We start from the raw sequence: 15,070 nt of genomic DNA on the forward strand, positions 1-15,070 counted from the left end.
TGATCGCACACCTGCCCGGCTCCGGGCTCGGGAACCGTTCCGGTACCCGATGCGTCGGATGGCCATGCGAATCCACGACCGTTCCACGCGCGGGGCCACTGCCCTGCCGATACTCGTGCTGACGGCGGGACTCGTCGTCACCGGTTGCACCTCCTCCGGCGGCTCGAAGCCGGATCCGGTCCGCACGGCCGCCGTGTCCGGCGAGACGATGCGGCTGACCGCGTTCGACTCGTGTGGCGCGCTGGTCGACGACTTCCGGGCGGCGGCGCTGCGCACGATGGCCGAGAAGAAGTCCGCCGACAACTCCAGGTCCGGGCAGTTGGCGGACGGCGAGGCTCCGGCCGCCGCGCCCGGGGCGGCGGCCCCACAAGGCGTGGCCGCGGACCAGGCGGCGCCCGGCGCGCCCGAGCACTCGACCACCAACACCCAGGAGCAGGGCGTCGACGAGCCCGATCTGGTCAAGACCGACGGGCGTCGGGTGCTCACCGTGGCCGACGGCCGGCTCAGCGTGGTGGATGCCGCGACGCACCGGGTCACCGGCACGCTGGACGTGCCGGGCGCGCGGGCGCGCGAGCTGCTGCTGTCCGGCGATCGGGCCCTGCTGATCCTGAACGGCTCGACGAACCTGCCGAAGAGCAAGGGGGGTTCGGGCAAGATGGCGCCGATCCCCGGCGGCCCGGGCAGCTCGTCGCCGGTGGCCGCGAACACCAGCGCCCGCTTCGTGCTGGTGGATCTGGCCGCCGCGCCGCGCATCATCGGCGATCTGTCGGTGGACGGGAGCTACACGGACGGGCGGCAGATCGGCAGCACCGCGCGGATTGTGGTGCGCTCGCGGCCCCGGCTGTCCATGTCCGCACCCAAATCGTCGGACCAGGCCAAGGATCTGATCCGGCGCTCGACCGCCTCGGACTGGCTGCCGCAGTTCACCCTCGCCGCGAACGGCCGGACCGATTCCGGCGATCTGGTCGGCTGCGACCGAGTCAGCCGACCGCAGGCCAAGCCCGGCGACCCCGGGCACACCGGCACCGCGACGTTGAGCGTGTTGTCCTTCGACCTGAACCGCGACCTGGACAAGGGCGATCCGGTGACGGTGGCCGCCGACGTGGACAACGTGTACGCGTCGGAGTCCAACCTCTACCTGGCGACCACGTCCACCCATCGCGCCGTGTCCGGTGACGCGAAGGTGATCGGCGGCGGACCGCCGAGCACGACGACCACGATCAACCAGCTCGACATCTCCGGCAAGGGCACGCCGAAGCTGGTCGGCACCGGCGTGGTCTCGGGCGCGATGGTGAACGAGTACGCGATGTCCGAGCACGCGGGCAACCTGCGGGTGGCCACCACGCTCTCGCCCGGCGACCCGAGCATCCCCCGGACCGTGCCGAGCGACCTCCCGCAGAACACCACCACCCGCAGCGACGCCGCCCCGGGCAGCGCGGCGCCGGGCGGATCCGTCCCGGGCAGCGCGCCGCGCGGCGGCATCGCCCCGAGCGACCCCACCGCCGCCACCCCGGGCACCCCGGGCACGCCGCGGGACGTGCCGCCGCCGATCGCGCCCCGCTCCAGTACCGAGTCGGTGGTCACCGTGCTGGCCCGCAGCGGCAACACGCTGACCCCGATCGGCCGGGTCGGCGGCCTGGGCCGGACCGAACGCATCATGGGCGTGCGCTTCGCGGGCCCGCTCGCCTACGTGGTGACGTTCCGGCAGACCGACCCGCTGTACACGCTGGACCTGAGCGACCCGCGCCACCCCAAGGCGGTCGGCGAGCTCAAGATCAACGGCTACTCGGCCTACCTGCACCCGATCGCCGACGGCCGGCTGATCGGCGTCGGCCAGGACGCCACCGACGGCGGCCGGCGGCTGGGCACCCAGGTGTCGTTGTTCGACGTGAGCACCCTGGCGAACCCGACCCGGGTCGCCCAATACGCGCTCCCGGGCGCGAACTCGCAGGCCGAGCAGAACGCGCACGCGTTCTTGTACTGGGCCAAGGACGGCACCGTGGTGGTGCCGGTGAACGAGTCCTACCGCATCTCGGCACAGCCGCAGATCGCCCCGGGCGAGAAGTCCCCGGGCGGCGGCTCGTACGCACTGGTGTTGCGGATCGAGGGCAGTCGGATCGTCGAGGTGGGTCGGGTGACGCACCCGGGCGGGACCATCCAGCGCTCCCTGGTGATCGGTGACGACCTGTGGACCGTCTCGACGGCCGGGATCTCGGTGGACCGGCTCGCCGACGTGCGTCAGGTGGCCTGGATCCCGACCTCCTGACCGTCCCGGGCGGCATCGCGGCGGGTCGGTCTGGTATACCCGGGAGAGCTGATCTGACAGACCATCAGAAACGACCGGGAGTGCACATGGCGGCCACCGTCTTCACCGACCTCCAGCAGATCAAGGACTCGGTGGGCAAGCACCTCGGCCACAGCGAGTGGCTGGAGATCACCCAGGACCGGATCAACCTGTTCGCCGACGCCACCGGCGACCACCAGTGGATCCACGTGGACGTGGAGAAGGCGAAGGAGGGGCCGTTCGGCGCGCCGATCGCCCACGGCTACCTGACGATGGCGCTGTCCAACCTGTTCCTGCCGCAGATCGTCGAGGTGCGGAACATCTCGATGGGGGTCAACTACGGCGTGGACAAGGTGCGCTTCCCGGCGCCGGTCCCGGTCGGCTCCCGGGTGCGCGGCGGTGCGGAGATCGTGGCGGTCGCCGACATCGCCGGCGGCGTCCAGGTGACCATCCGGATCACCGTCGAGATCGCCGACTCGGCCAAGCCGGCCTGCGTGATCGATGCGATCAGCCGCTACCTGGTCTGAGCGGGCACGACCGGCAGACGACCGGTCGTGCCCCGCCTCGACGCCGGACCGGCCGTACTCGGCCCGTCCGGCGTTTCGCGTGCCGGGGCCCGTCCGCCGGGCACGGCCCGGGCCGTGCCCGGCGGATCCCGCCGTCCCGCCGGATCCCGCCGGATCGGGTCGCGTCGTCTCCGGTGCCGTGGCTCGGCGTGCCGGGGCCGGCCTACGCGTCGGGCTCGATCACGACGCAGCGGGTGCGGCTGTAGATGGTCGGCATACACCTGTTGCAGTGGATGCACAGGGACTTGGTCTCGCGTTCGGCCGCGATCCGGTTGATCAGGTCCGGCTCGCGCAGTACCGCGCGGCCCATCGCGACGAATTCGAAGCCCTCGGTCATCGCGAGGTCCATCGTGTCCCGGTTGGTGATCCCGCCGAGCAGGATCAGCGGCAGCTTCAGCTCGGCCCGGAACTGCCGGGCGGAGGCGAGCAGATAGGCCTCCTCGTACGGGTACGAGCGCAGGATGCGGTTGCCGATCAGTTTGACGCCCAGCCGCTGCGGCTGCGGGAAGGTCGCGGCGAACTCGGGCACCGGGGCGTCGCCGCGGAAGAGGTACATCGGGTTGAGCAGCGAGCTGCCGGCGGTCAGCTCCAGCGCGTCCAGCGAGCCGTCCTCCTCCAGCCAGCGCGCGGTGCGGATGCTCTCCTCCAGCCGGATGCCGCCCGGGACGCCGTCCTCCATGTTGAGCTTGGCGGTCACCGCGATCCGGTCGCCCACCGCGTCCCGCACCGCGCGGCACACGCCGCGGGCGACCTTGGCCCGGTTGGCGAGCGAACCGCCGTAGCCGTCCTTGCGGTGGTTGAGCTTGGGGCTGAGGAAGGCGCTGGCGAAGTAGTTGTGGCCGAGGTGGATCTCCACGGCGTCGAAACCGGACTCGATCGCGAGCAGCGCGGCGTCGGCGTGGGCGCGGGTGATCCGGGCGATGTCGGCCTCGGTCGCGGCGTGCGTGGTGCGCATGCTCAGCGGATTGAACATGCGTCCGGCGGACAGCGCGGGCCGGCCGTTGGACTTGGCGTTGGCCACCGGGCCGGCGTGGCCCAGTTGCGCCGAGACCGCCGCGCCCTCGGCGTGCACCGCATCGGTGAGCCGGCGCAGGCCCGGCACGGCCTCGGGGCGCATCCAGATCTGGTGCCGGTCGGTGCGGCCCTCGGGGGCGACCGCGCAGTAGGCCACGGTGGTCATCCCGATGCCGCCCGCGGCCGGACGCCGGTGGTACTCGATCAGGTCGTCGGTGACCAGCGCGTCCGGGGTGGCCCCCTCGAAGGTGGCGGCCTTGATGATCCGGTTGCGCAGCGTGAGCGGGCCGAGCGTGGCGGGGGCGAAGACGTCGGGTATCACGAGTCACCTCGTTCTGTGCGTGCCGTCCGGGACGGACCGGGCGAGAGCGGGTCGGTCGGCGCCGGGTCGGCGGGCGACGCATCGGCGGGGCGCGGGGCGTCGAGGCCGGCGGTGACGAAGCCGACGACGGCCGCCGGGGCCGGCGGCGGTACGAACGCGTCCGCCACGGGTTGGCCGTAGAGCTGGAGCAGCAGGTCGAAGGCGAGCCGCCAGCGGTCCGAGATCTCCCGGGCACTCAGGTCCGGACGCGCCGCGGCCAGCAGTGCGCGCCACGGTGCGTGCCGGAACCACGGGTCGTCCCACGGCAGTTCGTGCCCGGAGAGCACGGTACGGGCGAGCAACTGGAGCAGCATCGGCCCGTTCGGCTCGCGGGCCAGTCGGTCGAACGGCTCGACGATGATCGTGACCACCTCGCCGACCGTGGGCGTCCACCCGGCCGCGCGGGCCCGATCCAGGTCGGCCAGTGGCCCGGCCCACAGCGGCCCCAGGCGCTGTTGCAGCAGCGCCACGACCAGGTCCCGCTTGGACCCGAAGTGGTAGTGCACGGCGGCCGGATTCATCCCGGCGGCGGCGTTCACCGCCCGGACGGAGACCCGGTCGTAGCCCTGCGCGAGGAAGAGCCGTTCGGCCTCGTCGAGCAGCCGGGCCCGCGATTGTGCTGTCACGGCAGGCACCAAACCACGAAGCGCCGGCATTTTCAATCACTGATTGAAGCACTGATCGAAATCATGGCCGGCCCGGCGAGCGCGTCGACGGGCCGGCCCGGAGCGGACGGCGGCCCGGGGCTCAGTCCAGGGGGACCAGCAGCACCGGGCAGTGCGCGTGTTCGATCGCGGCGGTCGCGACGTGGCCGACCCAGTGCCGCAGCGGGCCGCGGTGGTGCCGTACGCCGACCACCGCCAGCGCGCTGCCCGCCGAGGCCTCCACGAGCGTCCCGGCCGCGTCCGCCATGACCGAGTCCGCGCGCACCTCGACGTCGGGAAACCGGGTCCGCTCCCCGCTCAGCGCACCCGCCAGCGCGGCGGCATGCACCTCGGCGACCGCGCGCATGTCCGCCTCGCTGGGCCCGGCGAGCCCCGCGTAGCCGGGCCAACTCCACGCGTGCACCGCATGCACCGGCACGCCCCACCCGCGGGCCGCCTCGAACGCGGCCCGCACCGCCCGCTCGTCGCCGTCGCCCTGGACGCCGAGCAGCACGTTCACCCCGGTCGGCGCCGGCGCCCCGTGCTCGCCGCGCACGATCAGCAGCGGGCATGTCGTCCGCGCGGCCAGAAATCGCGAGACCGAGCCCAGGAGCAGGCCGACGAACCCGCCGCGCCCGCGCGATCCGGCGACCAGCAGCACCGCGCCCTCGGCCGCCGCGAGCAGGGCGTCGCCGGGCAGGCCGTAGCCGACCCGGGCCTGCACGTTCAGGTCCGGATGGCGCCGCAGCGCCGCCGCGGCGCCATCGCGCACCAGCGCCTCGGCCGCCCGGCGGGTGTCCTCGTTCGGCTCCACCGGCTCGAAGCCGGGGGTGGCCATCGGCACCCGGATCGCGTGCACGATGCGCAGCGTTGCGCCGCGCCGGGCCGCCTCCGCGGCGGCGTGGGCCACCGCCCGGTCGCCGTGCTCCGAGCCGTCCGTGCCCACGACCACCAGGGGTGTGTCGACCTCGCCCGTGTTCGCCATGCCTGCTCTCCCCTACCGGTGTCGAAACGGCGAAGACCGGCCCGGCGCACCTGCCGCCGAGCCGGTTCGGGTGACCGCCGCGATCAGAAGTTCAGGCTGCTCAGCAGGTTCGCGACGCTCTTGCCACTGCTGTGGATGCTCGGCGCGATCGAGGTACTGGCGAGATAGAACCCGAGCAGCGCGCACACGATCGCGTGCGGGATTCGCATGCCGCCCTTGCGGATGAAGATGAACACGATGACGCCCAGCAGGACGACGGTGGAGATGGACAAGGCCATGGGGGTGACTCCTCGGGAGGCGCGCTCGGGAGCGCAGGGGACGGAACGGCCGCGCCGATTTCGGGACAGCGCGAAGAGTGCCGGTGGGACGGCGGACTTTGTCTGCTTTTGTCACCGTCACAAAAACTAACAGAAAGTGTCTATAAAGTAGCAAAAAGTCACCACTTCGCTCGTTGAGTTGCTCTTCGTGACGGTGTGTTCAGGCGTGTCCCGGCGTGTCCCACCCCGCGCCCGGCGTGTCGGGTCGCGGACGGGCGCGACATCGCCCGCCGTCACACCCCGATCGCTCTTCCCGACCCACCCGAGCCGTGGAATTCTGGCCGCGCCCGCGCCCAGCCAGCACCACTGCCGGAAGGTCCGCCGTGCCCGAAACGATCGACAGTGCCGCCCCGAACGCCGCCGTGTTCGACGTCTACAGCCCCGACAGCTACGCGGCGGGCATCCCGCACGCGACGTTCGCCCGAATGCGCCGCACCGCCCCCGTCTACCGCCACGCCGACCCGGAGCGGCCGGACGGCTTCTGGGCCGTCACCCGGCATGCCGACGTGATCCGGGTGTCCCGAAACCCGGAGATCTTCTCCTCGCACGAGCGGCTGTCCCTGCTCATCGAGCCCGAGGAGGACGCGCTCGCCACCCAGCGGCTGATGATGCTCAACATGGACCCGCCGGAGCACTCACGGCTGCGCAACATCGTCAACAAGGGCTTCACCCCGCGCACCACGCTGACCCTGGAGGACAAGGTCCGCGAGGCGTGCGAGCGGATCGTGGCGAGCGCCGTCGACCGGGGCGAGGGCGACTTCGTGGCGATGTGCGCGGCCGAGTTGCCGCTGGTGGTGATCGCCGACCTGATGGGCGTACCCCAGGTCGACCGGCACCGGCTGTTCGACTGGTCGAACAAGCTGGTCGGCGAGGCGGATCCGGACCTGCGCCAGGACGCGGGCGAGGCCGAGCAGGTGCAGATGGAGATGTTCGGCTACGCGGACGCGCTGGGCGCGGCCCGGCGCGAGTGTCCCGTGGACGACATCGTGTCCAAGCTGGTCTGCCCCGACCGCGACGGTCAGGAGCTGACCGCGCTCGAATTCGACCTGTTCTTCATGCTGCTGGCGGTGGCCGGCAACGAGACCACCCGCAACGCGATCTCCGGCGGCATGCTCGCGCTGATCGAGCACCCCGAACAGTGGGAGCGGTTGCGCGCCGACCCCGGCGGGCTGGCCGGCACCGCGGCCGACGAGATCGTGCGCTGGGTCAGCCCGGTCAACGCGTTCAAGCGCACCGCGGTCCGCGACACCGAGTTGAGCGGGCAGCCGATCGCCGCCGGCGACAAGGTGGTCGTCTACTACGCGTCCGCCAACCACGACGAGGACGTGTTCGTGGACCCCTACCGCCTCGACATCGGACGCGATCCGAACCCGATGCTCGGCTTCGGCGGCGGCGGCCCGCACTTCTGCCTCGGCCGGCACCTGGCCAAGCTCGAACTGGAGATCATGTTCCGCACGCTGGCGGAGCGGGTCGAGCGGGTGGAACTGCTCGGACCGGCACGGCGGATGCGGTCCAACTTCCTGAACGGCATCAAGGACATGCCGGTGCGGATGCACCGGGCCTGAACCGGCCGCGGCCGACCCGACGGATCGTCGGGTCGGCCGCGGCACATCGAGACAACGGCCGTCAGGCGGCGGGCACCTCGATGTCGGTCTCCAGCCGGCGGCGCGAGCGCAGCCCCTGGGTGATCGGGTGCTCGTCGCCCAGCTTGCGCCGACACGCCCGCTCGGTGCGGGTGAACCATTCGCGGGACTCGTCCCGGCGACCGATCTCGCCCAGGCTCTGCACCCGGTTGCAGGCCGCGACCAGGGTGTGCGGGTGGTCCGCGCCCAGCTGCGCCTCGTACCGGTCGTAGGTCGCCCGGTCCAGCTCGGCGCACTCGTTGGCCTGGCCCGCCTGGTAGAGGTTGTTCGCGTGGTTGAGCGCCGCGGCCAGGGTGTACGGGTGGTCCTCGCCGAGCAGTTCGCGCAGCCCCTCCAGGCTGCGCAGCCCCAGGGCCATCGCCTCCTCGTCCCGGCCGACCGCCCGCAGGTAGATCGACAGGTTGCTGGCGCACCCGAGGGTGAACGGGTGCTGCGCGCCGAACTGCTCGCGGTAGCCCTGGTAGGCCTCCTGGGCGAGTTCGAGCGCCGCCTCGTCGTTGCCCATCGCGTGGTTGTCGGCGGCGAGGTTGACCGTGCAGGAGAGCAGCACCGGATGGGTGGGACCGAGGTAGGCCCGGTACTTCTCCAGCGTGTCGCTGTCCAGCGAGCGGGCGTAGCGGGCGTCCCCGCTCTGCCGGATCGTCACCGCGAGGTTCTTGGCGGTGCGCAGCGCGTCCCGGGTGCGGCCCATTGCCTCCTCGCGCGCCAGGGTCTGCTGGAGCACCGCGCGCGAGCCCGCGTAGTCACCCAGCTCGCGCAGGTCGTGGCCGACCTCGTTGGCCAGGAAGCAGGTCCTGGAGTGGTCGTCGCCCTGGATCCGCCGGCGTCGGTCGAATGCCTCCTGATGCACCTCGCGCGCCTCCTCCAGCAAACCCATCAGGCGCAGTGAGACACCGAGGTTGTTCGCCGCGAGCAGGGTGTCGTTCGCGTCCTCGCCGAAGACCTCGCTGAAGCGCGTGTAGTTGTCCCGGTCGGATTCGAGCGCGGTGTGGAAGCGGCCGAGCGAGCGCAGGTCGCCGCCGTAACCGCGGCCGGTGATCAGGGTGTGCGGGTGATCCGGGCCCAGCGATTCGCGCTGCGCCTCCAACGTCGCCCGGTCCAGGTCGTAGGCCTTGCGGTACCTGCCCTGGGAGCGGTAGACGTTCGCCAACTGGGTGCACATCCGCAGGGTCAGCGCGTCGTGCCGGTGGAACCGGGCGCGCCAGCGTTCCAGTGCGATCTCGGCGATGTACTGGCCGAACTCCCAGTCGTTGAAGCGCCAGGCGAAGCGCACCTGTTCGACGATCCAGCGGCGCACCGACTCCGAGTCGCTCTCCAGCGCGCGCGAGGGCACCAGGTGCTTGTAGAGCTCCTCGTACGTCTCCTGGTTGGCCGGGTCGTCCACGTCGCCGGGCGCGTTGGCGGCCAGGATCTCCAGCACCCGGGCGCGCCGGGCGGCGTTCTCCTCGGGCGGCATCTGGTCGCGCAACACGGCCTGGACGAGTCGGTGCACCTGGATGGTGTCCTCGCCGCGGTCCACCCGGGCCAGCGCGTACCGGCCGAGCTGCTGAAAGATCCGGGACAGCAGGAGCGTGTCGCCGAGCGAGCTGTCCACCCGCACCAGTTCCTGGAGCACCTCGCGCGAGCGCAGCAGCCGCATCGAGATCGAGTCCGGCGACAGGTACGCACACAGTTCCAGCAGCCGCACCGCGGCCGGCTGCCGCTCTTTGAGCTCGTCGAGCGAGACGGTCCAGGTCGCGGCCGCGGTGGTCGGGTAGTCCGGCGGCTGGCCCTCGTCCAGGATCGCGCTGACGCGCGTGTTGACCCGTTCCAGGTATTCCTCGACCTGCATCGCGGACTCGGCGAGCCAGGCACCGGCCTGTTCGACCGCCAACGGCAGGTCGCCCAGCGCGGTGGCCACCTTCTGGGCGTCCGCCTCGGTCAGTGACGGCACCCGGCGCTGGAGCAGCGCGACGCTCTCGTCCCGGCGGAACACCGGGACCTCCAGCGGGCGGGCGCTGCGTGCCCAGAGGTCGTTGCGCGAGGTGACCAGGACGTGGCCGTTGACGCTGCCCTGGGGCATCAGGTGGGTCAACGACGCCGGTTCGTCCGCGTTGTCGTAGATCACCAACCACCGGTCGTAGGGCTCGCCCTGTTGCAGGGTCTGCAACACGGTGGCCGCCGCGTCCGTGACGTTCTCCCCGGCGGGGAGGTCGAGCCGATCGCCGAGCCGGGCGAGCTGCGCGGCGACGCCCTGTGCCTGCTCCGCCGACACCCACCAGATGACGTCGTAGTCGGCGGCGAAGCGGTGCGCGTATTCGAGCGCGACCTGGGTCTTGCCGACGCCGCCGAGTCCGTGCAACGCCTGCGGCAGTACGGCGGTGGCGCCCTTGGCGAGTTGGTCGCGCAGCCGCTCCAGGATGTCGTCGCGGCCGGTGAACGCCGGGTGGCGCGGCAGCAGTTGGGCGACCCTGGGCTTGGTCCCGGGGAACCTGGGGCCGTCCGCGGGCGCGGGATCGGTGGGCGTGCGACCGAATGCGGTCAGGAGCACGGTGCGGCACTGTTCCTCGGACAGCGCGGTCAAGGTGACCGTTTCGCCCACACCCGGGTCGCTGTCGATCAGATCGTCCACCCGCAGGGTCACCACGCTCGCCTGGTCGACCGCGGCGAGTCGGCGCAGCGCCGTGCGCATCGCGGTCCAGGATCGGCTGGGCAGCGAGTGCGAGGAGGAGACGACCACGACGCTGTCGACGTTCTGCAGGTCCTCGACCGGGGTGTCGCAGCCGCCGGTGCCGACCACCTGGGCGCCCGAGGCGGTCAGTTGGGCGCGCACCCAGTCCACCCACATCCGGTCGCGCGCGCTGTAGAGGATGCGCACGGTGACCGGGGCGGTGTAGCGGATGCGTTCGAAGCGGCGCAGTTCACGCCGGCGGTCCACCTCGTCGATCGGGTCGAGCCGGCTGATCGCGCCGTCGGTGAGCACGCCGGTCAGCCGCTCGTACGCGCTGAGCAGGCTGCCCTCCTGGAGCGGCCGGTCGCCGAGCGTGGCGAGCGTCTCCTCGTAGGCGTAGAACGCCTTGTACGGGATCTCGACCTCGCCCCAGTACCGGGTCCGCTCGGCCTCGGAGCGATCCGCGAGGAACTCGGCGAAGCGCTCGCGGGCGTGGTCGCGGCCGGCTTCGAGCTTGTCCTTCTCGTCGTCCTCCACGCGCATCGGCACGGGCAGGATGCGCAGCGGCCGATCGGCCTGGCGGGCGATCGAGCGGGCCACGTTGACGCCGCCGTCGATGGCCTGTTCGTTGAGCGTGAAGCCGTCCACCACGATGTCCGGCAACAGGGTGGTGCAGATGCCGGCGATGTCGTTGAGCCCGGTGCGGCTGTCGATCAGCGCGTAGTCGTAGGACGCGCGCATGTCCTCGCGCAGCGCGTCCAGGAAGCCGATGCCGTGCGGGCTCTCGCAGAAGTCGGCCCAGTTGAAGCCGGCCAGCGTGGCCGCGTACTCGTGGTTCTGCCGGCCCGGGCCGAGGAAGCGGATCAGGCCGCCGTCGGCGAAGTCCCGGTCGACCTTGACCGCGCAGCCGTCCACCCGGCTCTCCGCGACGCGGCTCGACTCGATCATCGCGTCCGTGCTGGTCGGGGAGCCGACCACCTTGGCGAACGCGCGGATCATGTCGAGCACTCCGCGCGTGTCCTCCAGCCGCTTGTCGATCAGGTACGGGTGGAAGTAGCGGTGCAGGCCCGGTGATTCGAGGTCCCAGTCCACGACGAGCACGCGCTTGCCTCGGGAGGCCAGGATCCAGGCGACGTTGGCCAGGGCCATCGTGCGCCCGGTGCCACCCTTGTACGAGTAGAACGTGACGACGGTTCCCGGCGGGTTGTCGCTCATCGTTTCAGTGCTCCTCAACATCGCCACCGGGTCCCCACAGCAACGGGCGGCGGGGATTGTGTCGGGCCGTGATCCAGCGGGGTCGGGTGGGCAGGTCCGGCCCGGTGCGCGCATGCAGGGGCAGGACCCGGGCAGCGGTCGCGACCGGCGCGGAGCCCGCGTACGGCAGTCGGGCGGGGGTGGGGCCGGCAACGGCGCGCGCACCGAGGAGTTCGCGCGCCTCGGCGGGCGGCAGCGGGCGCAGCGGAACGCGGTTGGCCTCGACCACCACGCGCGCCAAGTCGGCGATCAGCCGCCGGTAGTCGGCGGAGTGGCCCTCCAGGCGCATCAGGTCGAACAGGCCCTGGCGGGCGTAGATCGGACCGTAGTCGCCGTCGGCGCCCACGTCCGGGGTGGGCTGCTCGCCGGGGCGGGCGTCGGCGGCGCGCCAGCGCACGGTGACCATCGCGTCGAGTCGTTCGCCGGTGCGGACGCGGTGTCCACGTACCCGTTCGGCCATCACCGCCCATTCGCGCATGGCGTCGGGATCGGCGAGGTAGTCGGGCGAGGCCAGCACCACCGCGGCGGGAACCGAGCAGGCGGCGAGCGTTTCGGGTGGGTCGCCCGGATCGCGCTCCGCGCACGGCGACAGCAGGCCCCGTGCGCCGTCCCGGCCCGGCACGCGGGCGGAGACGGCTTGTTCGAGGTCGGCGTGGAAGCGCTCGACGTAGACACGCTCGTCGCCGCACGACCGACTCGTGAAGAAGACTGGTGTCATCTCGGCCCCTGCTGTCGGTGCTTCGTTTCGACGCGCGTGGGATTGCCCTCCCCGTCCGTCACTCGTTGTTCCCAGGCTACCCGAGTCCATCACGCGAAGTTACTCCTCGTGACATCAGGTAATCTCATGTTCTCTCTCGTTTCGTATCGTTTTGCCCATGCCCACCACCGGTCCACCCCGGCCGGAACCGGCTCCGGCACCGTTTCGCTCCGCCCAGGTGCGCCGGCCCGATCGCACCCGTTCGGCCGCGCGGCGCGCCGCGTCGGCGGGCACGTCCTCCCGCCACCACGGCTCGACGGTCTGCGCCATGCCCGCCACGACCCGCGCACCGTCCGACGTCAGTTCGCCGCACGCGCGCAGCGTCCCGATCGCCTCCGCGACGTGCGCACGGTGCACGGCGAACTCGGCCTGCGCCCGATCCTGCTCCTCCCCCGCGGCGCTGTGCCGCCGAATCCGCCAGAAGTCCGCGATCCCCAGGTGCGCGTAAGCGCCCTGCAGGAGCGCACCCACCGGTCGGGGGTCCAACCGCCAGGGCGCCCGATACCGGAGCGTCGAGCGTTCCGAGAGATTCGTGATGTCCTGTAGCGCGCCGAGCTTGTTGTGCTGGAACTCGTGGATCAGCGTCACGGCCAGCGTGATCGGCCCCATCGCCGGCGTCAACGCGATGCTTCCGAACGCGTATCGAGACGACGAACTCAGGCTGGCCCCCGGTTCCGCCACCACCGGAACCAGCGTGGACAACGCCTGGCCCAGGCCGGTCGCGTAGGCCCGGTGGGCAACCGCCAGCCGGCCCCACGCCTTCCCGAAGTTCCTTTGCAGCAACGATACTTGGTGCGCGGACAAGCGGGGCGTCGGCTCCCAGCGATGTACGTCGCGATAGGGGTCCACGTCTTCGATGGCCACGGTGGCGGACAGCCCTGCGGCCGTCGCGGAACATACCCGATTGGCCTCGTGTCGCGCGATCCGATCGTCCGGGCGCCACTGCCGCCCGATCCGCGCGGGCCGACCCGGGCCCTCGGCCGCACGCACCCGGCCGAGCGTGGGCAGGTACACCCATCCCTCCACGGCGCGAACCCGGATCTCCTGGCCCGGATCGTGCTCGGGACCGGCGCGCAGCGCGGCGGCGGTGGCGATCGAGCCGAGGTGGTCGAGCAGGCGATCCGCGTCGGGCGCGGGCGAGAGCGCCTCGGGTCGACGCAGCCACAGCAGGCAACGCATCGCCCAGGCGCCGGTGTACGGATGCATCAGCACCGTCCGGGCCGCCTGCGGCGCGGTGCGCTGGATCCGGGCGAGCAGGTCCAACGCGTCGACCAGGTGCGCCGTGCGGGCGCTCGGCAGGCGCTCTCGGGCGGTGGCGACCACCGCGTACACCTGGAGCAGTCGGCGGCTCTCCTGGGCCCGGACGAGTGCGGCCACGGCCTCGGATCCGCCGTAGCCCGCCGCGAGTTCGGCGAACACCGCGGCGTCGAGGCGGTGTGTGCGGATCATCGCCGCCGCCCCTGGCCCACCAGCGCCCGCACGTCCGCACGTACCCGATGCCCCACGTGTTCGATCAGTGCCCGCAGGTCGGCGCAGTACACCGAAGGATTGTCGAACCCGTTGGCCGGGTGGTAGCGATGCGCCCGCAGGCCGCCCCCGCAGGTGCGCAGTACCGGACAGCGCCGGCAGGTCGGGCTCGGCTCGGCGGTCCCGCCGCCGGGGCCGGCGGTCGCGGCGAGCACGGTCGCCGGGTCGTGCCGGAAGACGTCGAGCCCGGTGGCCCCCGCCCCGTCGTAGGCGGCCTTGAGCGCGTCCTGCCGCTCGAAGGTGCCGTCCGTCTCGATCACCACCGAGCCCGCGGGGCTCAGCCCGAGCGTTTCGCTGTGCACGGACCGGCCCAGCGTCAGGTCGACCAGGTCCTCCAGGATGCGCACCCGGGTCTCCCGCACGGGCGCGCCGTACCAGCGGTCGAAGACGGCGATCAGCCAGTCGGCATGGGCTGTTTCGTCGGGGCGGGCGCCGGGCGGCGGATACTCCCACGTGGCGTGCGGCAGCAGCAGGTCGATCATCGGCGGTGCCTGCGCGAGCAGTTCCTCGTAGGTGGCCACCGGATCGTTGGCCAGATCGATCGTGGCGAGCAGCCCGCCGTACAGCGGCCGGTAGCGGGGCCGGCGCAGCAGTTCGATGCCGCGCACCGTCCCGGCGTGGCTGCCCCGCCCGTCCGGCCCGCGCCGGTGCCGGTCGTGGGCGAGTTCGTCGCCGTCGAGCGAGACGCCGACCCGGATCCGGTGCGCGAGCAGCACCTCGGCGCAACGCTCGTCCAGGAGCACCCCGTTGGTCTGCAGGGTGAAGCGCGGTTCGGCCACGCCCGCCAGCGCGGCCCGCAGTTCGCGCGCGATGGCGTCGAGGCAATCGGGCCCCACCAGCAGCGGCTCGCCGCCGTGCAGCACGATGTCCAGTCTCCGCAGGCCGGCCCGCTCGGCGTGCGCGCGCAACCATCGCCCCACCGCGACCACCGTCTCCTCGGCGATCAGGCGGGACCGGTTCCGCCAGCCCTGGTCCCGGAGTTCGTACACATAGCAGTAATCGCACGCCAGGTTGCAGCGTGCGGCGATCTTGACGATGAATTGCCGAAACGGTAGCGCCTCGTTCATC

The 15,070-nt window shown here is 72.1% G+C and carries 11 protein-coding genes; 3 read left to right on the top strand and 8 right to left on the bottom strand.

The genetic code is table 11. The features are described from left to right. Positions 1–58: 58 nt before the first annotated feature. Together ACZOOI_RS05265 and ACZOOI_RS05270 are read left to right on the top strand one after the other, a co-directional pair. A complete protein-coding gene (locus ACZOOI_RS05265) occupies positions 59–2,266 on the top strand; it encodes a beta-propeller domain-containing protein (protein WP_465279650.1) in 2,208 nt (735 codons plus the stop codon). An 86-nt stretch (positions 2,267–2,352) separates the two neighbouring features. Further along, entirely contained in the window at positions 2,353–2,811 is a 459-nt protein-coding gene (locus ACZOOI_RS05270; RefSeq protein ID WP_465279651.1) for a MaoC family dehydratase, read from the top strand. A gap of 202 nt (positions 2,812–3,013) precedes the next feature. On the opposite strand, the gene ACZOOI_RS05275 is transcribed toward ACZOOI_RS05270, so the two are convergent. The 4 genes from ACZOOI_RS05275 to ACZOOI_RS05290 all read right to left on the bottom strand — a co-directional run bounded on the left by ACZOOI_RS05275 (position 3,014) and on the right by ACZOOI_RS05290 (position 6,132). Then, a complete protein-coding gene (locus ACZOOI_RS05275; RefSeq protein ID WP_465279652.1) occupies positions 3,014–4,186 on the bottom strand; it encodes an NADH:flavin oxidoreductase in 1,173 nt (390 codons plus the stop codon). Further along, positions 4,183–4,851: a TetR/AcrR family transcriptional regulator gene (locus tag ACZOOI_RS05280; RefSeq protein ID WP_465279653.1), complete on the bottom strand. Its 669-nt coding sequence runs from the start codon at positions 4,849–4,851 to the stop codon at positions 4,183–4,185. The genes ACZOOI_RS05275 and ACZOOI_RS05280 overlap by 4 nt, the downstream gene beginning before the upstream one ends. A gap of 121 nt (positions 4,852–4,972) precedes the next feature. Then, the gene (locus tag ACZOOI_RS05285) at positions 4,973–5,854 is read right to left on the bottom strand and encodes a universal stress protein (RefSeq protein WP_465279654.1); all 882 of its coding nucleotides are present in this window, start codon (positions 5,852–5,854) and stop codon (positions 4,973–4,975) included. Between the two features lie 83 nt (positions 5,855–5,937). Then, on the bottom strand, positions 5,938–6,132 hold the full coding sequence (locus ACZOOI_RS05290; RefSeq protein ID WP_391584891.1) for a DUF2304 domain-containing protein: 195 nt from the start codon (positions 6,130–6,132) through the stop codon (positions 5,938–5,940). Positions 6,133–6,494: 362 nt separating this feature from the next. On the opposite strand from ACZOOI_RS05290, the gene ACZOOI_RS05295 reads away from it, so the two are divergent. Beyond that, the gene (locus tag ACZOOI_RS05295; RefSeq protein ID WP_465279655.1) at positions 6,495–7,736 is read left to right on the top strand and encodes a cytochrome P450; all 1,242 of its coding nucleotides are present in this window, start codon (positions 6,495–6,497) and stop codon (positions 7,734–7,736) included. Positions 7,737–7,797: 61 nt separating this feature from the next. On the opposite strand, the gene fxsT is transcribed toward ACZOOI_RS05295, so the two are convergent. The 4 genes from fxsT to ACZOOI_RS05315 form a co-directional block, all read right to left on the bottom strand. Continuing rightward, the gene (gene fxsT, locus ACZOOI_RS05300) at positions 7,798–11,679 is read right to left on the bottom strand and encodes an FxSxx-COOH system tetratricopeptide repeat protein (protein WP_465279656.1); all 3,882 of its coding nucleotides are present in this window, start codon (positions 11,677–11,679) and stop codon (positions 7,798–7,800) included. A 4-nt stretch (positions 11,680–11,683) separates the two neighbouring features. After that, positions 11,684–12,436, bottom strand: a complete 753-nt coding sequence (locus tag ACZOOI_RS05305; RefSeq protein ID WP_465279657.1) for a hypothetical protein — start codon at positions 12,434–12,436, stop codon at positions 11,684–11,686. Between the two features lie 114 nt (positions 12,437–12,550). Further along, entirely contained in the window at positions 12,551–13,924 is a 1,374-nt protein-coding gene (locus tag ACZOOI_RS05310; protein ID WP_465279658.1) for an HEXXH motif domain-containing protein, read from the bottom strand. Further along, positions 13,921–15,069 (bottom strand): FxsB family cyclophane-forming radical SAM/SPASM peptide maturase, encoded by a 1,149-nt coding sequence (locus ACZOOI_RS05315; RefSeq protein ID WP_465279659.1) that lies wholly within the window; start codon positions 15,067–15,069, stop codon positions 13,921–13,923. The genes ACZOOI_RS05310 and ACZOOI_RS05315 overlap by 4 nt, the downstream gene beginning before the upstream one ends. Position 15,070 lies beyond the last annotated feature (1 nt).

The organism is Embleya sp. L77 (assembly GCF_055557415.1).